The 23,634-nt window shown below is 24.2% G+C and carries 22 protein-coding genes, 1 other RNA gene and 1 pseudogene; 8 read left to right on the top strand and 16 right to left on the bottom strand.

Features of this window, described 5'->3' with window-relative positions; all coding sequences use genetic code 11:
• Positions 1 to 11: 11 nt before the first annotated feature.
• The 4 genes from hisC to smrB all read right to left on the bottom strand — a co-directional run bounded on the left by hisC (position 12) and on the right by smrB (position 4,211).
• Positions 12 to 1,097 (bottom strand): histidinol-phosphate transaminase, encoded by a 1,086-nt coding sequence (gene hisC / locus GUU85_RS00485; RefSeq protein ID WP_163118964.1) that lies wholly within the window; start codon positions 1,095 to 1,097, stop codon positions 12 to 14.
• Positions 1,087 to 2,400 carry a histidinol dehydrogenase gene (gene hisD, locus GUU85_RS00480; RefSeq protein ID WP_163118962.1) on the bottom strand — a complete coding sequence of 438 codons (1,314 nt, stop codon included), beginning with the start codon at positions 2,398 to 2,400 and terminating at the stop codon, positions 1,087 to 1,089. Before hisD ends, hisC begins: the two co-directional genes overlap by 11 nt.
• A gap of 7 nt (positions 2,401 to 2,407) precedes the next feature.
• Positions 2,408 to 3,307, bottom strand: a complete 900-nt coding sequence (hisG, locus tag GUU85_RS00475; protein WP_163118960.1) for an ATP phosphoribosyltransferase — start codon at positions 3,305 to 3,307, stop codon at positions 2,408 to 2,410.
• A gap of 367 nt (positions 3,308 to 3,674) precedes the next feature.
• The gene (smrB, locus tag GUU85_RS00470) at positions 3,675 to 4,211 is read right to left on the bottom strand and encodes an endonuclease SmrB (RefSeq protein ID WP_163118958.1); all 537 of its coding nucleotides are present in this window, start codon (positions 4,209 to 4,211) and stop codon (positions 3,675 to 3,677) included.
• A gap of 258 nt (positions 4,212 to 4,469) precedes the next feature.
• Between smrB and aroC the strand changes: the two genes are divergently transcribed.
• From aroC to GUU85_RS00455, 3 genes are all read left to right on the top strand, one after another.
• Positions 4,470 to 5,534: a chorismate synthase gene (gene aroC, locus GUU85_RS00465; protein WP_163118956.1), complete on the top strand. Its 1,065-nt coding sequence runs from the start codon at positions 4,470 to 4,472 to the stop codon at positions 5,532 to 5,534.
• Positions 5,535 to 5,946: 412 nt separating this feature from the next.
• Positions 5,947 to 6,843: a 4-hydroxy-tetrahydrodipicolinate synthase gene (gene dapA / locus GUU85_RS00460; RefSeq protein ID WP_163118954.1), complete on the top strand. Its 897-nt coding sequence runs from the start codon at positions 5,947 to 5,949 to the stop codon at positions 6,841 to 6,843.
• A complete protein-coding gene (locus GUU85_RS00455) occupies positions 6,809 to 7,063 on the top strand; it encodes a hypothetical protein (protein WP_163118952.1) in 255 nt (84 codons plus the stop codon). The genes dapA and GUU85_RS00455 overlap by 35 nt, the downstream gene beginning before the upstream one ends.
• 134 nt (positions 7,064 to 7,197) lie before the next feature.
• On the opposite strand, the gene dapE is transcribed toward GUU85_RS00455, so the two are convergent.
• The 4 genes from dapE to GUU85_RS00435 all read right to left on the bottom strand — a co-directional run bounded on the left by dapE (position 7,198) and on the right by GUU85_RS00435 (position 12,838).
• Positions 7,198 to 8,325 (bottom strand): succinyl-diaminopimelate desuccinylase, encoded by a 1,128-nt coding sequence (dapE, locus tag GUU85_RS00450; protein WP_163118950.1) that lies wholly within the window; start codon positions 8,323 to 8,325, stop codon positions 7,198 to 7,200.
• 106 nt (positions 8,326 to 8,431) lie between these two features.
• Positions 8,432 to 10,429 carry a transketolase gene (gene tkt / locus GUU85_RS00445; RefSeq protein WP_163118949.1) on the bottom strand — a complete coding sequence of 666 codons (1,998 nt, stop codon included), beginning with the start codon at positions 10,427 to 10,429 and terminating at the stop codon, positions 8,432 to 8,434.
• Positions 10,430 to 10,473: 44 nt separating this feature from the next.
• Positions 10,474 to 11,424, bottom strand: coding sequence for a transaldolase (gene tal, locus GUU85_RS00440; protein WP_163118948.1), 951 nt, complete (start codon positions 11,422 to 11,424; stop codon positions 10,474 to 10,476).
• Positions 11,425 to 11,620: 196 nt separating this feature from the next.
• Positions 11,621 to 12,838 carry a beta-ketoacyl synthase N-terminal-like domain-containing protein gene (locus GUU85_RS00435; RefSeq protein WP_163118947.1) on the bottom strand — a complete coding sequence of 406 codons (1,218 nt, stop codon included), beginning with the start codon at positions 12,836 to 12,838 and terminating at the stop codon, positions 11,621 to 11,623.
• A gap of 115 nt (positions 12,839 to 12,953) precedes the next feature.
• On the opposite strand from GUU85_RS00435, the gene rsmI reads away from it, so the two are divergent.
• Complete coding sequence (gene rsmI, locus GUU85_RS00430; protein WP_425619822.1) at positions 12,954 to 13,829, top strand: 16S rRNA (cytidine(1402)-2'-O)-methyltransferase; 876 nt, start codon at positions 12,954 to 12,956, stop codon at positions 13,827 to 13,829.
• Between the two features lie 19 nt (positions 13,830 to 13,848).
• Positions 13,849 to 14,222: RNase P RNA component class A (rnpB, locus tag GUU85_RS00425), an RNA gene on the top strand.
• 77 nt (positions 14,223 to 14,299) lie between these two features.
• Here rnpB and pmbA read toward each other — a convergent pair.
• Entirely contained in the window at positions 14,300 to 15,640 is a 1,341-nt protein-coding gene (pmbA, locus tag GUU85_RS00420) for a metalloprotease PmbA (RefSeq protein WP_163118945.1), read from the bottom strand.
• Between the two features lie 180 nt (positions 15,641 to 15,820).
• Here pmbA and ppa point away from each other — a divergent pair, with 180 nt between their 5' ends.
• Positions 15,821 to 16,351 (top strand): inorganic diphosphatase, encoded by a 531-nt coding sequence (gene ppa, locus GUU85_RS00415; RefSeq protein ID WP_163118944.1) that lies wholly within the window; start codon positions 15,821 to 15,823, stop codon positions 16,349 to 16,351.
• Between the two features lie 31 nt (positions 16,352 to 16,382).
• Here ppa and GUU85_RS00410 read toward each other — a convergent pair whose 3' ends face one another.
• A complete protein-coding gene (locus tag GUU85_RS00410; protein ID WP_163118942.1) occupies positions 16,383 to 19,304 on the bottom strand; it encodes a translocation/assembly module TamB in 2,922 nt (973 codons plus the stop codon).
• 208 nt (positions 19,305 to 19,512) lie between these two features.
• Here GUU85_RS00410 and rpmB point away from each other — a divergent pair, with 208 nt between their 5' ends.
• Together rpmB and rpmG are read left to right on the top strand one after the other, a co-directional pair.
• Positions 19,513 to 19,740 carry a 50S ribosomal protein L28 gene (rpmB, locus tag GUU85_RS00405; RefSeq protein ID WP_163118940.1) on the top strand — a complete coding sequence of 76 codons (228 nt, stop codon included), beginning with the start codon at positions 19,513 to 19,515 and terminating at the stop codon, positions 19,738 to 19,740.
• Positions 19,741 to 19,753: 13 nt separating this feature from the next.
• Positions 19,754 to 19,921, top strand: a complete 168-nt coding sequence (rpmG, locus tag GUU85_RS00400) for a 50S ribosomal protein L33 (RefSeq protein ID WP_014499811.1) — start codon at positions 19,754 to 19,756, stop codon at positions 19,919 to 19,921.
• An 81-nt stretch (positions 19,922 to 20,002) separates the two neighbouring features.
• On the opposite strand, the gene fliR is transcribed toward rpmG, so the two are convergent.
• From fliR to GUU85_RS00375, 6 genes and pseudogenes are all read right to left on the bottom strand, one after another.
• Positions 20,003 to 20,779 (bottom strand): flagellar biosynthetic protein FliR, encoded by a 777-nt coding sequence (gene fliR / locus GUU85_RS00395; protein ID WP_163118938.1) that lies wholly within the window; start codon positions 20,777 to 20,779, stop codon positions 20,003 to 20,005.
• On the bottom strand, positions 20,779 to 21,048 hold the full coding sequence (gene fliQ, locus GUU85_RS00390) for a flagellar biosynthesis protein FliQ (protein ID WP_163118937.1): 270 nt from the start codon (positions 21,046 to 21,048) through the stop codon (positions 20,779 to 20,781). The genes fliR and fliQ overlap by 1 nt, the downstream gene beginning before the upstream one ends.
• 56 nt (positions 21,049 to 21,104) lie before the next feature.
• Positions 21,105 to 21,839, bottom strand: a complete 735-nt coding sequence (gene fliP / locus GUU85_RS02890) for a flagellar type III secretion system pore protein FliP (protein WP_254056376.1) — start codon at positions 21,837 to 21,839, stop codon at positions 21,105 to 21,107.
• A gap of 45 nt (positions 21,840 to 21,884) precedes the next feature.
• A pseudogene (gene fliO / locus GUU85_RS02885) lies at positions 21,885 to 22,184 on the bottom strand (flagellar biosynthetic protein FliO); the annotation flags it as partial.
• 86 nt (positions 22,185 to 22,270) lie between these two features.
• On the bottom strand, positions 22,271 to 22,657 hold the full coding sequence (gene fliN / locus GUU85_RS00380) for a flagellar motor switch protein FliN (RefSeq protein WP_163118935.1): 387 nt from the start codon (positions 22,655 to 22,657) through the stop codon (positions 22,271 to 22,273).
• Positions 22,654 to 23,595, bottom strand: coding sequence for a FliM/FliN family flagellar motor switch protein (locus GUU85_RS00375; RefSeq protein WP_163118934.1), 942 nt, complete (start codon positions 23,593 to 23,595; stop codon positions 22,654 to 22,656). The genes fliN and GUU85_RS00375 overlap by 4 nt, the downstream gene beginning before the upstream one ends.
• Positions 23,596 to 23,634: the final 39 nt, after the last annotated feature.

The raw sequence follows: 23,634 nt of genomic DNA, 5'->3' as shown, positions 1-23,634 counted from the left end.
ATAAATTCACCTTAAAACATATTTTCTTCAGAAAATATTTTTAGTTCTTTAATTAAAAGTATATTTTCTAAATGTGTTCCAATTGATATTCTGATACATTTATTTAAATTATTTTTTTCATTTTGATTTCTTAAAATTATTCCTTTTTTCCATAACGTATCAAAAATTTTTTTAAACATAAAAAATTTGACTAATATATAATTAGCATGACTTACAAAAACTTTTTCTACACATGGAATGTGTTGTAATTTTTCAATTAACCAAGTACGATTATTATTTAAACTTAATACTCTATTTCGCATCAATTGAATATTTTTTGTTTTTAAAGCTTGAATAGCAATATCAGCAACAGGTATAGATATAGGGTAAGGACTAATAACTTTTTTTAAAGTATTAATTATTTCTGGATGTGATAAAGTAAAACCACATCTTATACCAGCTAATGCAAAAGCTTTTGATAATGTACGCAAAATAACTAAATTTGAATATTTTGATAAATAATTAGTCATTGTATTTGTAGGAGTAAACTCAATATATGCTTCATCAATAACAACTAAACATTGACCAACGGTCATTTTTAATAAACTTATAAGATCATTTTGTAATATAAGATTGCCAGTAGGATTATTAGGATTACAAATATATATTAATTTAACCCCAATAAGATTACATTGAATATTAGGTAAATCTAATTGCCAAGTATTTTTTATAGTAGGGATTGTTTTTATGTGAATATCTGCTATTTTTGCACTAACTCTATACATATCATAAGTAGGAGGGCAATAAATAATTGCATCACGTCTAGGTTGACAAAAAGCTTTTATTAACAATTCAATACCTTCATCAGCCCCGCGTGTTACTAATATTTGTTCACAAGATAAATTAATATAATCAGAATATAATAATATCAAATTATACGGTTGACACTCAGGATAACGATTAAATATTTTTTTTTTTAATTTAAAGGCAACAGGAAGTGGAGATTCATTTGCATTTAATAATATACTACCGTCCGTACCTCCAATAGATCTTGCAGATTGATACGGTGTTAAATTTTGTATATTATCTCTAGATAATTTCAAAATTTTATTTTTCATATTTTTCCTTTAAAAAATTTATTCTAATTTTTACAGCATTTTTATGCGCTTCAAGTTTTTCTGCAGAAGCTAAAATTTCGATAGTATGAGATAAATTTTTTAATCCTGTTGGTGTTAATTCTTGAACTAGTACACGTTTTTGAAAATCTAATAAACCTAAAGCGGAATCAGTAATAGATCTACCATAAGTTGGTAAAACATGATTAGTTCCAGACGCATAATCTCCTGCAGATTCAGGTGACCATGAACCTAAAAAAATAGAACTAGCATTAGAAATATAATGAATTATTTTTCTTGGATTTATTGTTTGAATAATTAAATGTTCAGGAGCATAAATATTAGCTATATTTATGCATTCTAATATATCTTTAGCAATAATAATTGCACTATTTTTTAATGCAGTTAAAATTTCTAAAAATCTAGATAAATTTTTTAGCTGTTTGTTTAAAGATAACAAAACTTTTTTTGCTAACTTGTAACATGTTGTTAATAAAATCACTTGAGAATATGGCCCATGTTCAGCTTGTGATAATAAATCAGCAGCAATAAAATCTGGATTCGCCATGTCATCAGCTATGATTAATAATTCTGATGGACCTGCTAACATGTCTATAGATGTACCATGAAAAACTGAGCTAACTTGCAATTTTGCTTCTGTGACATAAGCATTACCTGGGCCAAAAATTTTATCTACTTTAGGAATAGTTTCAGTTCCAAAAGCCAATGCTGCTATTGCTTGAGCTCCTCCAATTTGAAAAATAGTATTAATTTTACAAATATGGGCTGCATATAATATTTCATGGCTAATTGGAGGAGGGGAACAAAGAATAATTTTGTTACAACCAGCAATTTTAGCTGGTATTGCTAACATTAATACAGTAGACAATAAAGGAGCTGTTCCGCCTGGTATATAAATTCCTATAGTTTTTAAAGGTCGATAGATTTGCTGACAACGCACACCATTTTCAGTTTCAATATCTATTGCAGATAAATTTTGTGCTTGATGAAAAGATTGAATATTTTTTTTAGCAATTAAAATGGATTTTTTCAAGTCTTCACTGACGTGCAAAGATGATAAAGAAATTTTTTTATTTGATACTTGTAATGTTTTACAATCATATTTATCAAACAAAATAGAATAATCTTTTAACGCTTGATCTCCGTATATTTGAACATTATGAATAATTTTTTTAACAATATTTTTAATATTAGATTTTTTTTTTAAACAAGGTCTAGATAATATTTTTTTTTGTTTATCTGCACTTAATTGATTCCAAAAAAATATTTTTTTAAAATGATTCATATTAATTTTACTCCATCATTTTTTCAATTGGTAAAACTAAAATTGAACTAGCACCTAATAATTTTAATTTTTCCATAGTATCCCAAAATACTGTCTCACTACTTACCATATGCATAGCTACTCTATTTTTATCTCCTGCTAATTTTAAAATAGTAGGTTTTTCTGCTCCTTGCAATAATGATATTACTTCACTTAACTTACTTATAGGAGCGTGTAGCATAATATACTTCGATTCACGTGCTTTAATAACCCCTTGAATACGAGTCATTAATTTATTAATAACTTCTTTTTTTTCTAAATTGATATGACCTGTTTTGCAAACAAGACACGCATGAGAACGATAAACTACTTCTACTTCACGTAAACCATTAGCTTCTAATGTTGCTCCTGTAGAAACTAAATCACAAATAGCATCAGCTAATCCTGCTCTAGGAGCTACTTCTACTGATCCATTTAACATACAGGACTTAAATATAACATTTTTTGAATCTAGATATTTTTTTAATAAATGAGGATATGAGGTTGCTATTCTGATATTTTTTAAAGATTGAATATTAGAATAAATTATATCAATTGGTAGTGCTAAAGATAATCGACATATTCCGAAATCAAGTCGTTTTAACATAATATAAGAACATTCTAATTTTTGTGATGAACGTTTTAATAATTCTTCTTCAAGTACATTTTCTCCTACTATTCCTAAATCTACTATATTATCCATGATTAAACCAGGAATATCATCATCACGAACTAACATAACATCAATAGGCATATTTTCAGCAAAAGCTATCAATTTTTTTTGTTTTAAATTAATTTTAATACCACAACATGTTAATAATTTTATAGAATCATTGCTTAAACGACCATTTTTTTGCATCGCTATGCGTACACGATTATTTTCAAACATGTTTCAATTCCTGAAAAATTTTTATCAAACAATTAATTTGCACTTTATTAACTTAAAAAAGAAAAAACCCATAATTAGGGTTTTTGAAAAATATTTTATTATAATGTTCAGAAAGTATATTATTGAAATAATTACAACAATATTATTATTACAATAAGTTTTAAAAAAATAAATTATAATTATTTATAAATACAATTAGAACTATATTAAATAAAGAAGATTGTAAACTATGAAAAATTATTTAAGAAAATTTAAAGCAGTAATTATCATTAACATTAGTCTTTATAAAATCTATATTTTTAAGACCTATTTTAAGATATATATAAACTATGTAATTTAGTAGTAATAAAAAAATATATTTATATTTTTAAGAATGAATTTCAATTATAACTATAATAGCAGCATCACTTCCAAAAAATTTAGGAGCTTGATGAAAAGCTATAATATCTGGATGTTGAGATAACCAAAAAGGAGTTTGCTTTTTTAATATATTTTTACCGTATCCATGCATCACATGCGCACAAAAAAATTTTTCTTTTTGACATGTGGTAATTAATTCTGCTAACGCTTGTTGCGCTTGATACTGTGTTAATCCATGTAAATCAAGAAAAATATCTGGATCATATTTTCCTGCTTGTAAATTTTTTAATATATTATATGCGCTATCGTGACGAATATAAGATACAGGATTGTCTTTAAATAAATTTTTTTTTTGGTTTCTATAAGAGAAATAATGACTATGAGCGTTTTGCTCAAACATAAGGCGTTTAGATATAATATTAGTATTATTTTTTTTATGAACTCGAGAATGAAAAATAGTATCTTGTACTATCTCACGAGTACCGTTCAACCATTTTCGAAATAAATTCTTCGAATTAATAATATCTTGGTTATTTTTATTCATAATTTTAATTACCAATAAAATTAATTCATTTAATAAATTAAACGTAATATAATTTATTTAAATTTATATAGTTATTTACTTATTTACATTAATTATATAATTTAGTTTTTATAAAAACAACAAATAAAATATTTTTCTTAAAAAATTAATTTTTTAAAAAACATTTAAAATTTAATATATTTTACATTTTATATAAAAATCGTGTCTTATATTTACTTTTTATAAATATGTCATTCCCTTTTATATTAGAGAAAAATTATGTCTGGAAATACAATTGGTAAGATATTTTGTGTAACTACTTTCGGTGAATCACATGGAACAGCATTAGGATGTATAGTTGACGGAACTCCACCAGGACTTAGATTATGCTGTTCAGATTTACAGTACGATTTAAATCGCAGACGACCAGGTTTATCTCGTTATACAACTCCACGTCAAGAACTTGATCAAATTAATATACTTTCTGGTGTATTTAATGGCTTAACAACAGGCACTAGTATTGGATTAATGATTTATAATAATGATCAACGTTCACAAGATTATAAAAGTATAAAAAATATATTTCGACCAGGACATGCAGATTATACTTATGAAAAAAAATATGGCATTAGAGACTATAGGGGAGGTGGACGATCTTCTGCTCGCGAAACTGCAATGAGAGTTGCTGCCGGAGCTATTGCTAAAAAATATCTTAATAATCAACATGGAATCATTATACGTGCATATTTGTCTAAAATAGGGCATATAAATTGTCCTTTTAAATCGTGGGAAGAAATCGAAAAAAATCCTTTTTTTTGTTCAGATCACGAAAAAGTTTTAAAAATAGAGCATTTAATTAAAGATTTAAAAAAAGCTGGTGACTCAATTGGAGCTGAAATTACTATTATTGCTGAAAATGTTCCTATTGGACTTGGAGAACCTATTTTTGATCGTCTTGATGCTGATTTAGCTCATGGACTAATGAGCATTAACGCTGTTAAAGGTGTAGAAATTGGAGATGGCTTTGAAGTAATCAGTCAAAAAGGGAGTATACATCGAGATGAAATAACACCTAACGGATTTACCACTAATCATGCTGGAGGTATTTTAGGAGGTATTAGTAATGGTGAAAAAATTATATTAAAAGCAGCGTTTAAACCTACATCCAGTATTACTAAACCAGGTAATACAATTAATAACAAAAATGAAAAAATTTCAATTATTACTAAAGGTAGACACGACCCATGTGTAGGATTGCGTGCAGTTCCAATTACTGAAGCTATGGTTGCTATTGTATTGATGGATCATTTATTAAGATTTCGTGCACAATGCAATAAAAAATAATTTTTATAAAAATTTGTAAGCTAATTGTTATTTATCATGACGATTAATTTTAGAGTTACTTAATATATTATCAGATAATTTTTATAATTAAATAATATCGAAATTTTATATTATATTATATGTATGTTGATGTCAGATTAAATTATATTAAAATATTATCTTTCAGTATGCATTCATTTTATATTATGTATAAATGAATCAAATATATCAAAAAAATTTAATTTTTAATTAAATGATTCTAATCATATAATCAATTTTATTATTAATATTATAAAATAAAAATTTTTTTATGATTTATACTTTAATATATTTAAAAAGATATTTTTAAATAGTACCTCTATTACTAATATATATTTTATCTTCTAAATATATCAAACATCCCATAAGATATTTTTATGGAGGAGAACAAATAATGTTCACAGGAAGTATTGTTGCACTAATTACACCCATGGATGAAAAAGGTCAAATTTGTCGTTCTAGTTTAAAAAAATTAATTGATTACCATGTTTTTAATAAAACTACAGCTATTGTTTCTGTTGGAACAACTGGAGAATCAGCAACACTTAGTCAAGAAGAACACATAAATGTTGTTATGTTAACATTAGAATTATCAAATAAACGTATTCCAGTTATTGCTGGTACAGGAGCTAATGCGACAACAGAAGCTATTTCTTTAACAAAAAGATTTGAAAAATCTGGTATTTGCGGTTGTCTAACTGTTACTCCTTATTATAATAAACCGACTCAAGATGGATTATATGAGCATTTTAAAGCTATTTCAGAAAATACTGAATTACCTCAAATTTTATATAATGTCCCTAGTCGTACAGGATGTGATTTATTACCTAAAACAGTTGCGAGATTAGCTAAATTTAAAAATATAATAGGAATTAAAGAAGCAACCGGAGATTTATCAAGAATTAATCAAATCAAAGAAATAGTAAAAAATGATTTTTTATTAATTAGTGGCGATGATGCTACAGCATTAGATTTTATACAATTAGGTGGTTCGGGAGTTATATCAGTAACAGCAAATATTGCTGCAAAAGAAATGGTAAAAATTTGTTCTTATGCGCTTCAAGGAGATTTCATTAATGCGCGATCTATCAATAAACGTTTAACATTACTACACGAAGCACTATTTATAGAACCTAATCCCATTCCCGTAAAATGGTTAGCTAAAAAAATAGGATTAATTAAAAATGCTACGCTTCGTTTACCAATGACACCTATTTTAAATTCTACTCGTTTACAATTGGAAAAAGCAATTCAATATGCTAATATTTCGCACAAACAAAAAATTTTTTAAAATTATAATTATCTTACAAATATTTAGTACATTATTTACTTCTTCTTGTATGTTAAAACAAAATAATCAAAATGATAATTTAAGGTTTAAAAAAGCTATTAGTCAATTAGAAGAATTAACTGTACCAAATGATACTAATATACCTGTTAAAAATGAAGAATATAATATTCCTTATAAAGATATAGAAGAAAACAATTATAATATATTACCTCCGATATAAAAATATATTTTAAAAATAGTTAAGTCAAATTAAAACTATATTTGCATTATGTGTTAATTGATTCAGTCTATTGCAATAATAGACTGAATCTAAACACAAATAAAATAATAATTATATAAATATTATCTTTTAAATTAAGTAAACAATTTTTTTATAATATCTTCATAAATACAACTTAATATTTTTAAATCAGATATTTTTACACATTCATTAATTTTATGAATTGTATTATTTGTTAAACCTAATTCAACTACTTCAGATCCCATTGATGCTATAAATCTTCCATCAGAAGTGCCACCCGAAGTAGATAAAATAGGAGGATTTTTATTAAAATATTTAATAGATTGCATAACAGTCTTGATTAAAAGACCATGTTTAGTAAGAAAAGGTTGACCTGAAATATCCCATTTTATACAAAAATCAATTTTACTTTCATTTAATAAATTAATAATTTTTGATTGAATTTTAGTCGCTGATGTTTCTGGGTTAAAACGAATGTTAATTTGAACAAATAATGATTTTGGAATAATATTACTAATGCCTTCTCCTGAATGAATATTAGCGACATTTATGCTACTTGGTGAAAAAAAATTATTCCCATGATCTAATTGAATAGATAATATTTTTAAAATAAGAGGTAACGACTTATGTATTGGATTATCTGCTAAATGAGGATATGCAATATGTCCTTGAGTTCCATAAATAGTAATGTTAGCTGTAATAGAACCACGTCTACCATGTTTTATAACGTCACCAACTTTTTTAATACTCGATGGTTCTCCTACTATACAATAATCAATTGTATCATTTTGATTTTGTAAATATTCTACTACTTTCGTAGTACCGTTAATGGCACTAGATTCTTCATCTGAAGTGATTAAAAAAGATAATCGTCCTTTATAGTACGGGAATTTTTTTATAAAATTTTCTACAGCTATTATCATAGATGCTAAAGAACCTTTCATATCAGAAGACCCACGACCAAATAAAAATCCATCACGAACAATCGGATTAAAAGGATGTGTATGCCAATCTTCATATTTCCCTGGAGGAACGACATCTGTATGCCCTAAAAATGTCAATGTTTTTCCGGTACCTCTAAAAGCCCAGAAATTTTTTGTATCATTAATGTTAATTTTCTTAATTGTAAATCCCATAGAATATAAACGCTTGATAATAATTTCTTGACAACCTAAATCCTGCGGACTAATAGATGGAATAGAAATTAACTGTTTTGCTAATTGAGTAATAGGGCAAATCATATCTTTCCTTAATTTTAAGATAATATCAATCAATATTATTTTTATTTTCATAAAAAAATGGGGCTATATTTTAGCCCCATAATTATTTTAATCAAATCAAAAAATATTAAGATTGTAAAAATATTATGGATTTTTTAACTATATTTTCAACAGTAAAACCAAATTTTTTAAATAAGTCATTTGCGGGAGCTGATGCACCAAATGTCTTCATACCAATGATTAAACCATTAATACCTACATATTTGTACCAAAAATCTTTTATACTCGCTTCAATTGCAATTCTTTTAGTATTATCCGATGGTAATATAGACTCTTTATAAATAATATCTTGTCTATCAAAGACATTAGTAGAAGGCATAGACACGACACGTATAGAATATCCTAAATTTGTAAGTTTTTTTGCAGCCATTAGAGTAATATAAAGTTCTGATCCAGTAGAAATAAAAATAATATCTAGCGGTTTATCAGAATCATATAATATATATCCTCCATGAGAAATGCTATTTAATTGTTTAGAATTTCTATGAAACTGAGGTAAATTTTGACGTGATAAAATTAATGCTGTTGGTCCTGATTTTTTCTCAAGAGCTATTTTCCACGCTACTGCTGTTTCTACTTGATCACTAGGTCTCCATACATCTATATTAGGAGTCATACGTAAACTAGCTATTTGTTCTATAGGTTGATGTGTAGGGCCATCTTCTCCTAATCCAATAGAATCATGAGTATATACAAAAATATGTTTTGTATTCATTAAAGCAGCCATTCGTACTGCATTTCTTGCATATTCAAAAAATATTAAAAATGTAGCAGTATAAGGAATGAAGCCACCATAGTGTGATATTCCATTTGCAATTGCAGTCATTCCAAATTCACGAACTCCATAATGAATATAATTACCTGATGTATTGTCCTTAATAGAAATGCAATCAGACCACATACTTAAATTACTGGGTGATAAATCAGCTGAACCACCGATTAGTTCAGGTAAAATTTTACTATATTCTTCTAATGTATTTTGAGAAGCTTGTCGACTTGCAATATCTTGTTTATTATTCTGTAAAAAATGAATATAATTATTAGTAATTTTATTCCAATTTTCAGGAAACTTATGATTCATTCGTCTTAAATATTCTAATGATAAACTTGGGTATTTAGATCTATATAAAGAAAATAATTCATTCCATTGACTTTCTAAGTCTAAACCTTTTTGTACACTGTTCCATTCTGAATAAATTTCTTCAGGAATATGAAAAGGATCATAATGCCAATTTAAATGTTTTCGTGTTAAAGAAATCTCTACTTCACCAAGAGGAGCGCCATGTGATTCTGATGTTCCTGATTTATTTGGCGAACCAAATCCAATAATTGTGTTACAAATTATAATAGATGGTTTATTTTTCACTGATTGAGCTAATTTGATGCTATCACTAATAACACTTGAATTATGGCCATCAATATTATCTATAACATGCCAATTATACGATCTAAAACGTTGAGCTGTATTATCCGTAAACCAATTAGATGTTTGACCATCTATTGAAATACCATTTTTATCATAAAAAACAATTAATTTACCAAGATTTAGTGTACCAGCTAAAGAACATACTTCATGAGAAATGCCTTCCATTAAACAACCATCACCAACAAACACCCAAGTATAGTGATCTACTATATTATATTCTGATCTATTAAAATAAGCGCTTAAAGTTTTTTCAGCAATAGCCATGCCAACAGCATTCGCTAATCCTTGTCCTAAAGGGCCAGTAGTTACTTCAACACCAGGTGTTTCTCCTATTTCAGGATGTCCTGGAGTTTTTGAATTCATTTGTCTAAAATTTTTTAATTCTTCTATTGACAAATGATATCCTGTAAGATGCAATAAACTATATAATAACATTGAACCATGTCCATTTGATAGAACAAATCGATCACGATTATACCAGTTAGGATTTTTAGGATTATGTTTGAAAAAGTCTCTCCATAAAACTTCAGCAATATCAGCCATACCCATAGGCATACCAGGATGTCCTGATTTTGCTTTTTGAATAGCATCTATGCTTAATATTCGAATCGCATTAGCCAATTTTTTTCGTAAATACATATATTTTCCTTAAAATTATTAATATTATTTAATATGATAAAATACTATATCCGTTTAGAAAGTATTTTTTCTAAATCCATTTGATCTTTTCCAAAATTACGTATACCTTCAGATAATTTTTGAACAGCCATGGCATCTTGATTGTGTTCCCAACGAAATTCATCTTCAGATAATGAATTTGGAGATGATAATAAAATATTAGGAAGTTTTAATTGTCTCTCTATTTTACCAGGATAAGATTGTAATTGTTTTAATAAAATAGGTGAAATAGTCAATTTGTCACATCCGGATAAATATAATATCTGTTGAATATTACGAAAACTTGCTGCCATAATAATAGTTTTATAATTATGTTGTTTATAATAATCATAAATCTTACAAACCGATATAACACCAGGATCTTTACCTACAAAAGATTTTGATAATAAATTTTGTGCAACATACCAATCATAAATTCTACCAACAAAGGGAGAAATTAAAAAAACTTTCGATTCAGCACAAGCTCGTGCTTGTGCAAAAGAAAATAAAAGAGTCAAATTGCAAAAAATATTATTTTTTATTAGTTCTTCTGCAGCTTTTATACATTCCCAAGTTGCTGCTAGTTTAATTAATACTCTATTTCTAGAAATACCTGATTCTTCATATAAATCAATCAATTTTTGTGCTTTTAAAATACATTGTTCTGTATTAAAAGATAAACGAGCATCAACTTCACTAGAAATGTAACCTGGTATATGTTTTAAAATTTCTATTCCAAGATTAACTAATATTTTATCACTTGCATTAATGATCTGATCTTTTAATAAGCCTCCTTTCTTTTTTGCATATTGCACCGCTTGATCTATAAATTTTTGATTTATATCAGTATTTACTGCTTGTAATATGAGTGACGGATTAGTAGTTGCATCTTGAGGTTGATATTTGCATATAGATTCTATATCACTTGTATCTGCTACAATAGTAGAAAATTGCTTCAAAATATCTAATTGATTCATACTTAAAACTCTCTTATTGAAAAATAAAAATTTTTATGGATATATAATTTTAAATTTAGGTATATCTTATATAATAAACCTGGCTATTTTAATAATAAAAAATCATTTTAATATTTTAAACATTAAAATGATTTTTTATTATTAATACTAAAATATTTAATTTCTCTTACTTTATAAAATATTATGATATATAACATTAATATTTTTGTATTACTAATGATGCATTTGACCCTCCAAAACCAAAGCTATTAGACATAGCTGTAGTTATTTTAACATTAGTAACTTTTTGAATAATATTCATATTTTTTGCTTGATAATCTAATTTTTTAATATTAATTGTTGGAGCTATAAAATCATGTTGCAGCATCAACAAAGTATAAATTATTTCATGTACACCTGATGCTCCTAATGCATGACCTGTCATAGATTTTGTTGCTGATATCATTGGCTGATTTTCATTGAAAAATACTTTTTTTATAGCTTTTAATTCTGTTATGTCTCCAATTTGTGTAGATGCACCATGCGCATTAATATAATCAATCAATATATCTTTATTTACTCTTGCCAACTTCATACAACGTTCTGCTCCATCTCCTGATGGTATAAACATACTGCTACCATCGGATGTTGCTCCATATCCAATAACTTCTGCATATATATTAGCTGAGCGAGATAAAGCACAATTTAATTCTTCAAGAACTAACATCCCTGCTCCTCCTGAAATAACAAAACCATCACGATCTACATCATAAACACGTGATGCTTGTTGAGGATTATCATTAAAATTAGCAGATAACACTTTCATAGCATCAAATTGACGAGCTAATTCTAAAGTTATCACTTCACTTCCTCCTGCAAACATTAGATCTTGCTTTCCAAGTTGAATTAATTCAAATGCGTTTCCAATGCAATGGGCAGAAGTAGCGCAAGCTGAACTAATCGAATAACTAACTCCATGTAGTTTAAATAAAACAGATAAACAAGCAGATGTAGTAGATGGCATCGTTTTGATTGCAAGATACGGACTAATAACATTTGAAATATATTTATTTTTCATATTATATTTATTATAAATAACATTTTCTGTAAAACCACATCCTGATCCTGTAATAATGCCTACACGAGGATTATTTTGATAATATTGATTTTTTAAATTTGCATCTTGAATAGCCTCTAACATAGTTATAAATGAATATTTAGAGCTATTATTCATAAATCGATTTATTTTTTTTAAAATTATATGATTTTGTTGTAATTCAACATAACCCCAAACATTACTTCTCATATTTAATTTTTGCATTTCTTTTGAAAAAATAATTCCAGAAATACCATTATATAAAGAATTTAATACTTTTTCTTTATTATTACCAATACTAGAAATAATGCCAATGCCTGTAATAACGACACGTTTCATATTGCAATCCTTACGCTAACAAAAAATTACATAATCAAATAATATTAGGCATAATAAAAATATTTTATTTTATTTTAAATATTCGAGATAATATTTATTATTATAATATAATATTATTTTACGGAATAAAATGAATCAAAATTATATTGGTATTTTATATATTATACCTACTCCAATTGGTAATTTATCAGACATCACTCACAGAGCATTAAAAATATTAAATACAGTAAATATCATTGCTGCTGAAAATATTCAGCATACTAATCTTTTACTTCAGCATTTTAATATTAAAAATTTTTTAATATCACTAAATAAAAATAACGAAAAAAAACAAAGTGATCATTTGATTAATGAACTTAAAATAGGTAAAAAAATTGCTTTAGTATCTAATGCAGGTACGCCAATTATTAATGATCCCGGTAATTTATTAATAAAAAAATGTCATAATTGTAATATTCAAGTTATCCCTCTTCCTGGTCCGTGCGCAGCTATTACAGCATTAAGTGCATCTGGTTTAATGTATGGTCGTTTTTGTTATGAAGGATTTTTGCCTTCTAAAAAACAAATCAGACGTAATTTATTGTATTCTTTAAGAGAAGAAACACGACCAATTATTTTTTATGAATCAAAATATAGAATTCTTGAAAGTATACAAGATATAATAGAACAAATAGATGAAAATAGACATATAGTAATCGCTAGAGAAATTACAAAAAAATGGGAATCAATTTATGGAGCACAAGCTGCTGTATTACTAAAATGGCTAAAAGAAGAAAAAAATCGTTATAAAGGAGAAATGGTAATTATTATTGATGGTTTTAAAAAATCAAAAAATCATAATTTAGATAAAAAAATATTAGATACTTTTTTTATGCTAAGAAATTTTTGTACTGTAAAAACATCAGTATTTATTACAGCTAAAATACATAATTTTAATAAAAATAATTTATATCAATATGTTATCAAAAATAAGCATGACAAAAAAGTTTAAATATTGTATTATTAATTCTGAAGTTGACCAAACAGTCGCTGTTTAATTTTAATCAAATTAAAAAGAGGAAAGTCCGGGCTCCATAGAGCAAGGTGCCAGATAACACCTGGAAAGCGTAAGCTTATGACAAGTGCAACAGAAAATAAACCTCCAATTTGTCATTAATACAATATGGAAAGGGTGAAAAGGTGCGGTAAGAGCGCACCGCATAATTGGTAACAATTATGGCTAGGTAAACTCCACCTGGAGCAAAGCCAAATATAGGATAACATTTTATTAACTTGTGCTGCTCGTGCTATTGAAACCTGGGTAGGCTGCTTGAATTAATAAGTGATTATTAATCTAGATGAATGACTGTTTAAACAGAACCCGGCTTATAGGTCAACTTCATAAAGTTAAAAAATTTTTTAATTTGTTTTAAAGGTAATAAATTTATTACCTTTAATATTTCTTAAAAATATATTTTTTAATTAATTTCCAGAAACCTGTATTTCAGATAATAAAACTGAACCACATTGAATATTATTACGGACATCAACATCATTACTAATACTAATAATATTATTCCACATATTTCTTAAATTTCCAGATATTGTAATTTCATGTATAGGATAAGCAATTTTTCCTTGTTCAACCCAAAAACCTACAGCTCCTCGTGAATAATTTCCATTAATAATGTCTACACCTTGACCCATTAACTCTGTAATTAATACACCTTTATTCATATATCTTAACAACTCTTCAAAAGAGATATTTTTATGTGATACTAGCCAATTATAAATTCCACCACAATTTCCTGTACTTTCTAATTGAAGTTTTCGAGCAGTATAACTATTTAATAACCATGTCTGTAATATTCCATTACGAACAATATATTTTATATTAGTAGATACACCTTCATCATCAAATGGTTTACTTCCTAGACCTTGTTTTAAATGTGGATTTTCTAAAATATCTAACCAATCAGGAAAAATTTTATTTTTTAAATCATTAAGTAAAAATGTAGATTTTTGATAAATATTATTACCGCTAATTGCAGAAACAAGATGTGAAAAAAAAATATAAGATATTGAAGATAAAAAAATAATTGGCGATTTCATAGTAGCTATTTTTTTTGCCCCTAATCTAGATACAGCACGTTTAGCACTATTTTGGCCTAATGTTTCTGGTTTTAATAAATTATCTATTTTTCTTGAAACAGAATAATCAAAATCTCTTTGCATAGCATTTTTATCTTGTGCAATCATACAATTATAACTTGAATAATGAGTCGATTTATATTTTTGTAACATTCCTAAACTATTTCCAAATACATTCATTGTAATGTGTCCGTTAAAGAAACTTCCTTCACTATTTACAATTCTTTTATCAAAATTTAACGCCGCTTGTTCTGATGAAATAGCAAATTGAATAGCATGTTTGATATTCCATTCCCATGGATGAAATAAATCAAGTTCTAATTCATCAAAACATAAATTTTTTATATCAGGCAATCCTGAAAAAAAATCAGAAGAAGTGTGTTTTGAGATATTAATAGCTATGTCTAACATATTTTCTATGCCATTAAAGCTAAAATCTTTTGATGATACAGTGCTTTTCGAAAATTTATTATATACTGTAATAAATAATGCACCATCACTATTAAATTCAACACTTTCTACAATGCTACGTCTAATATTAACACTAATTCCAATTGTTTTTTTTATATACACTTCAATAGAAATATTTTTATTTTTAGATAGTTCTAATGTCTTTTGTACAGTATTTAGTAAAGATAATTCCTCTATTTTTATATCTTTGATTAATTGCATATATTAATCCTTAAAAATTTTATGTGTATATAAAATATTATATAAAAAAACATTACAAATGAATATCAATTAGTTATTATAAATAATAGATATAATTATATTTCAATATTAAGATTTACATTTTATTAAATTGTGTAATGATATATTAATAAAAAATTTATTATTAAAGGAAAAAATATAATGAATTTTAAAAATATTATAGCAGGTGATAATATACCTCATGATGTATATGTCATTATAGAAATACCATCTAATTCATCTCCTATAAAATATGAAATAGATAAAAAATCAGGAATACTTTTTGTAGATCGTTTTATACCCACTCCTATGTTTTATCCTTGTAATTACGGATATATTAATCACACTTTATCTTTAGATGGTGACCCTATAGATGTATTAGTGCCTTCTCTTTATCCAATACAATCAAATTCTGTCATTCATTGTAAACCTATTGGAATATTAAAAATGCATGATGAATCAGGAAATGATGCAAAAATTATAGCTGTACCAAAAAGTAAAATTTGTACAGAATATAAAAATATAAATGATATTTCAGATATATCAGATTTATTAAAAAAACAAATTAGCCATTTTTTTCAAAATTATAAAACATTAGAAAAAGATAAATGGGTTAAAATTATTGGTTGGGGAAATTGTCAAGAAGCTAAATTAGAAATTCATCAAGCATATCATCGCGCACAAAATAAATAAATTTTTAATATTTTATTAGAATTATATTTAATTAAAATACCAAGTTTTTTTCATTGATTTTAAAATATAAAAAGGGTAATTTTATAAAACCTGTTAAATTATATCTTGTCAATAAATAATATAAATTTAAATGAGTAGAAAATTTAATTGGAATTTTTGGAAAAATAAATATAAATATTTGATCACTATTCACAGAAAGATACCATGATAAATTAGAATGAGAATTTTTAAAAAGTGGATGTAATTTAAATAATATTTTTCCTTTTTTTATCAATATTTCTTGATAAATTTTTATAAATTTAATTTTTTTTAGAAAATGAGGAAATAATATAGAAAGATATTTTAATGTATTATTAGTTCTAATATAAATATCTTTAACATCAATATCAGCCAAAATTTTAGGCTGATAAATTGTTCCAAAAAATTTTATTTTACTGTTAAATATGCCATTTATTGTATTATTATTAGATATAATAAAATTTAATAAAGAAATCGGAAAATTAATAATATAACATTTACCGTTTATATTTTTATTTTTATAAAAATTTAGAATATTAAAATATCCAAATATCATACCATTTTTTAATGATGCATTGATTTTTTTGACAATCCATTTAGCTTTTAAATTATTTTCGAATAAATTAACAGATATTTTTAAAAAATCAATTTTTTCTAAAAATGTTTTATTATTTTGATTTTTTTCAGCTTGTATATTGGATCCTATTAAAAATATTTTTCCATTAGAAATTTTATCTCCTAAAAAACTTTTTAAATATCCTTTAATAAATAAATTGCTTTTAAACTTTATTAGCGGTTTGCTAAAAATATTGCAAAAAAATAATTTTTTATTATATTTTATAAATGAAAGAATATTTATTCTTTGTATATTTTTTTTATATATATAATCTATAAAATAATTAATATTATAATTAACTGAAAATTTTTTTCTCAAGTGATATTCTCCGAATAATGTTTTTATATTCATTGTTTTTAATAAACCATGCCAAATTTTTTCTTCTTTATTAAATTTTCCATGAATTATAAAATGCATATAAAAATTTTTACTTTTTAGTAAAAAATCACAATTCTGGTTTTTATCATGAAGATTAATTTTAATATGTAAATAATTAATATAAGTATTATAAAAATTTATTTTTTTTGCATATAAAAATATCTTTCCTGAAGTTATATCTTGCATATTAATATTTGTAGATATTTTTACATCTTTAATATTTAAATTGTCAACATGTAGATTAGAAGCAAAAAATTTTCCAGTTAATATTGAAAAAATATAATTTCCATACAATTTTGCTTTAGCTTTAATTTGACCTGTTAAACTAGGAATAAAATAATTTAAATTACTTGCATAAATTGACGAATCGATATTATATGTATGACCTATGCAACCTTTGAAAAATAATTGATTTTTTCCTATAAATAAATTAATTTTTGGAATCCTTAGTAAATTATTATTTTGATAATATAAAGATCCTAATATATCCAGTTTTTTTTGCATAAAAGCAAGATTAAGATCAATATTAGGAATATATAAATGTTTTATATTATTATGAATTTTAGCTAAAATATTCATTTTTCCTATTAATTCTAATATATTCTTATTATATTTTTGACGATTAATAATAGATTTTATATTTGTATTATTATTATTATGAATATCTACAGGAAATAATTGCACTTTTTTTAAAAATATATTTTCTAAGCTACCTTGTCCTTTAAGATTTAATAAAATTGAAGGTAATCCTTTTAATGCAAATATGTTTTGAAAAGATATAAAATAGTGATTTATTTGTCCTTTTACACAAGCATGTAAATTCATGAATTTTAAAAAATATTTTTTTTTAATAGGCCAAAATAAATTTTGGATATCTAATTTTAAATTAAATGGTTCATTTACATTATTAAAAAAAATTGATCCATGCATATTTAATTTATATAAATTTTTTGATTTTAATGTAAATATAAATGATTTATTTAAATACGATTTAAATAAAATATTAATATTTTTATTGCTTATTTTCGGTATAATTATTTTGTTGTTTATAATAGATGAAATAGAAGAATTATTATGAAATATAATTTTTCCAAAAGATTTTATTTGAAAAATATCCGACTTGATGTTAGCAGTTTTGATACTTAAAATATCATTCTTTATTTTAGCTTGTAATTTTAATTGCAATAAACCAATATTTTTATTGTTAATAATTTGTATTTTTTTACATTTAACATATTTCAAATCAATATTTAATGGAATATGTATTGGGGAAGTTTTTGAATAATATTTTAAAAAGCGATATATTTTTTTTAAATATTTTAATTCTTTAATTGTATTAAATTTCTGTGTAACATGATGTTGTTTGAAAATTATTCTAGATGATTGAAAATTAGGAGTTTTTACATTAATATTATCAATATAACTAGGGGAAAAAATAACATCATTATTCATGAATTTAATGCTAGTTAAAATATTTAAAAATAATATGTTAAATCGAGAAGATTGAAATAGTAAATTATCTATATGTATTTTTTGGAAAATTAATGGATATTTAATAAATATATTTTTTTTTATAATATTATGAAAGATTTTTTTTTTTGAAAAATCATTAGATATATTATGTTTTGATAAAACTACTAAATGGTTTATTTGAATATCTTTAAAAACTATCAACATATTAAATAACGATTTAGCGTCTAATTTAATATGCACGCTATTAGCCTTCATAGAATAATTTAAACGATCATATTCAATATTTTTTAATAAAAAATCACGCCAATTTCCTGATATTTTTTCTACTTTTAATTTTATAAAAAAATGATTAGATAAATTAAAAAACCATTTAAAACCTAAATTAGTTTCTAGCAATAATATGAAAGCCACAAAAAAAATAGAAAAAAACATCAAAGATTTAAATAAGAATCTCTGACATATATTCATAAAAATTATCCTGATTTGATATTAATTTTATAATGTATAATGTTATTTTAATAATAATTAATATAATATTTTATATCTAAAATTCATTAAAATTTTTTATACAATAAAAACTAGTAAAAATTAAACAACTATTATAGTATTTTATAATATGTTAAAATATTTTTATTTAAAATGATAAATGATTTAATTAAATTTAAGAGAATAAATTATGTCACGTATTTGTCAAGTTACTAGAAAAAAAAGAATGATTGGCAATAATCGATCTCATGCAATGAATGCTACTAAAAGAAAGTTTTTAATCAATCTTCAATATCATCGATTTTGGGTTCCTGATCAAAAAAGATTTATTAAATTACGTGTTTCAGCTCATGGTATGAGATGTATTGATAAAAATGGAATCGAAACCATTATACAAAAAATAAATCTTAAAAAATAAAGGTGATATTATTATGGCTAAAAAAAATCGTGAAAAAATTAAAATGATATCATCTGCAGGAACTGGTCATTATTACACAACAACTAAAAATAAACGAAATACGCCTGATAAATTAAAATTTAAAAAATATGATCCTGTTATTCAAAAACATGTCTTATACAATGAAGGTAAAATTAAATAAAATAAGAGAAAGTACTGACCTATAATATATAATAGAATTAAAGTATAATTTCTCAAAAAATTATACTTTATTTATCAAAAATTACAGTTGTATAAAATTATAATTAATAAAAACAATTGTCTCATGAATTAAATTTTCCAAAAATGGCAATATATTTGGTATTAAAAAATATAGAATAAATATTCCAAAAAATAAATTTAATGGCAAACCAATAGAAAAAATTGATATCTGCGGAGATAAACGATTTAATATGCTCATCATACAACTTAATACTAATAATATAATTACTATCGGTAAAATTAAAATAATACCATTTACAAAGAAATAACTAGAAAATTTTAATAAAATAAAAAAAATATTTGCATTTAAAACGTAAGTATCAATCGGCATACTATAAAAACTATCAATTAATATAGAAATCAAATGTAAATGAGTATTACATGCAAGAAAAATAAATAAAGTTAAAATATTTAATAGACGAGATATAATAGAATTTCCAATATGTATATGACTATTAAAAATAGTAGCAAATGATAAACCCATTTGTAAGCTGATAAATTCACCCGCTAAATCAATCGTAATAAATATAAATTGCGCAATAAAACCTAATACTACACCAATTAATATTTGTTGAAAAAATAATAATAAACCCATAAAAGAAAATAATATAATATGTACTTCAGGCAAAAATGGAGAAATTAACCAACTAATTATTCCAGATAAAATGATTTTGTTTTTTTTATTAAAAATAGTATTATTAAAAATAGGTAAAACAGACAAAAATGATAAAATTCGGACCATAGGCCAAAAAAAATTACTAATCAATTGCATTAATTCGAAACTATTGAAAGTTAACATTATTTTGTAATCAATGGTATATTGGTAAATAAATTATGCATATAATCTAACATAACACCTAACATCCAAGGACCTAAGATGATTATGATGCCTAAAACAGAAATAATCTTTGGAATAAAAGAAAGAGTTTGCTCATTAATTTGTGTTGCTGCTTGTAATATACTAATGATTAAACCGCTAATTAAAGTTGCTAATAACAATGGTGATGCAATAATTAATGTGACTTTGATTGCATTATAAAATAATTCCATTACAGACTCAGAAGTCATAAATTAATATCTCCTTTTAAAAAATTTAAATAATTAGCAATAAAAATAAAAAAATATTATGTATTAAAACTTGCTGCTAATGACGTAACTAATAACTGCCATCCATCTACTAATACAAATAACATTAACTTAAAAGGTAAAGAAATTGTTGAAGGTGGCACCATCATCATACCTAAAGCCATTAAAACACTTGCTACTATTAAATCAATAATTAAAAAAGGTATAAAAATTGTAAAACCAATTTGAAAAGCGGTTTTTAATTCACTAGTAATAAAAGATGGTAATAAAATCCGCATAGGTATATCATTTGGATTATTATATTTAGAAATATGAGCTAATTTTGAAAATAATTCTAAATCTGTAATACGTGTTTGATTTAACATAAATTTTTTTAAAGGAACTGATCCTTTCAAAATAGCATCTTCCATATTTAATTTCTCTTCACTAAACGGTATATATGCATCTTGATAAATTTTATCAAATGTAGGAGACATAATAAAAAACGTTAAAAAAAGCGCTAAACCAAGTAATATTTGATTAGATGGAGCATACGGAGTACCTAATGCATTACGTAACAAACCAAATACAATAATAATTCGTGTAAAACTGGTCATCATTAAAAGAAATGCTGGAAGAAAAGTTAAAGACGTTAAAAAAACTAATGTTTGTATAGGTACAGACCATGTTTGTCCACCGTCTTTTAATATATGACTGGTTATCCCAGGTATTTGAGCATAAATAGTCGGACAAAATAGCAATAAAAATATAATTGAAATAATCTTATAAAACATTGTTTTTTTCCAGAATATTTTAGAAAAATTACTTAAAAAATGATAAAAATATTTTTTTTTTAATAAAATATTATCTATTTTTTTTATTGATTGATCTTGTGTAGATGTATTTTTTATAATTGATGTAACAGTATGCAAATGAGTAATATTATTTTTCGTTACACCTAAAATTAATTTTATATCTGTAATTTTAACAAGAATAATGTATTCCTGAGGACCAATAGACAACCTATCTAATATCGTCATACAAGACATCATATTATTAATTTTAATAAAAGAAATTTTTTTTAAAATCCACGTTATAATTAGTATTAATAATATTATTAAAGATAATGAACTAAGCATTTGAAAAATTTTTTCATTATTCAATATTGAGTGAAAACTATTAAATGATGATTCAATAGAAGAGTTATTTTTCATAAAATTTCATTTTAAGATGAAATATTGATATTTTTTAAAGAACTTTTAATATTCGTAATACGAATACCATATTTTTTATCTAACACTACAAGTTCTCCAGATGCAATTAAATAATCATTTATAAATATATCTAATGGTTCTTTTACCGATTTATTCAAAATAAATATTTTTTCTTCAGATAATTTAAGAAAATCTTTAATTTTAATTTTTGATTTTCCTAATTCAATAGTAATTTTAACTTCTGTATTAAGTAAAATATTTTTTGATTTACTTAATTTTTCAGAATGATTCGATGTGTCTTCATTAGAGCTATTTTCATTAATCAATTCAGTTTCTGATTTTTTTTTTTCAGATGCAATAATATTTTTATTTATTGAGTTTTCTACTATGTTACTCATTTAATCTTACCTTTTTTATTTAATTCTGAATCATGATTAATAAATTTTTCTATAAAAACAATATATTTTTTATTAAAACTTTTATATTTACCGAAAAATATAGGTTGATTTTCTAGATATCCTATAATTTTATCAGGCTGATGAATTGGCAAAACATCACCAACTGATAAGTTATCAAATTTATCTTTTGATATAGTAGTAGAAATCATACGAGCAATAATATTTAATTCTACATCTTTTATATCTTCTAAGGAAAATTTATTTTTTTTCTTATATACATTATTGTGATTTTTTAATAAGATATTTTTTTTTAAATTAATTTGCGAGATAATTGACTTAGGAATAAGTATATCAAAAGATAAAGTAATATTATTAATCATAAAATTAAAATTATTAGTTAAAAATATTGTTTTTGAATCAATTTTATACGTTTTATTATCAAAAAATAGTTTTTTATAAATAAAATTGATTTCTGTACAAAAATATTTTGTATAAATATTAGATAGAAGATTCGTAATAAATGTAATAATTTTTGTATTAATAAATACATTAGTATTTGTAATATCTTTTGATTTTGTTATTGTTTTTGTAATCTTCCCAAATCCCCCAAATAATAAATCTAATGTGTATGATAAAAAATGATTATAAAAAATAATTAAAGCATTATCTTGACGAGGAGATATTTCAATGATATTAAAACATTCTATATGCTTCTTAACAATATTATCAAAATTATAAGATTCTATTTTAAAATTATACTCAATTAATTGAATTTGATTTTTAATTAATTTAGAAAAAAAACTTATAAAGTTTTTAATAAAGTACTGATTAATATTTTCTAAAATTTGAATTTCATCTTCTTGTAAAAAATTCTTTAAATTATTATTTTTTTGATCAACTGTTTTAAATTTATCATTTAAAATATTAGTTTTCCCCATTTATATACCTCACAGGTTACAGTTAATCGAATATATAAT

It is taken from the genome of Buchnera aphidicola (Uroleucon sonchi), from assembly GCF_011035165.1.
Classification (GTDB): Bacteria; Pseudomonadota; Gammaproteobacteria; order Enterobacterales; family Enterobacteriaceae; genus Buchnera; species Buchnera aphidicola_BE.
The sequence above is the reverse complement of the archived record's forward strand: the minus strand, read 5'-3'. Positions and strand labels throughout refer to the sequence as shown.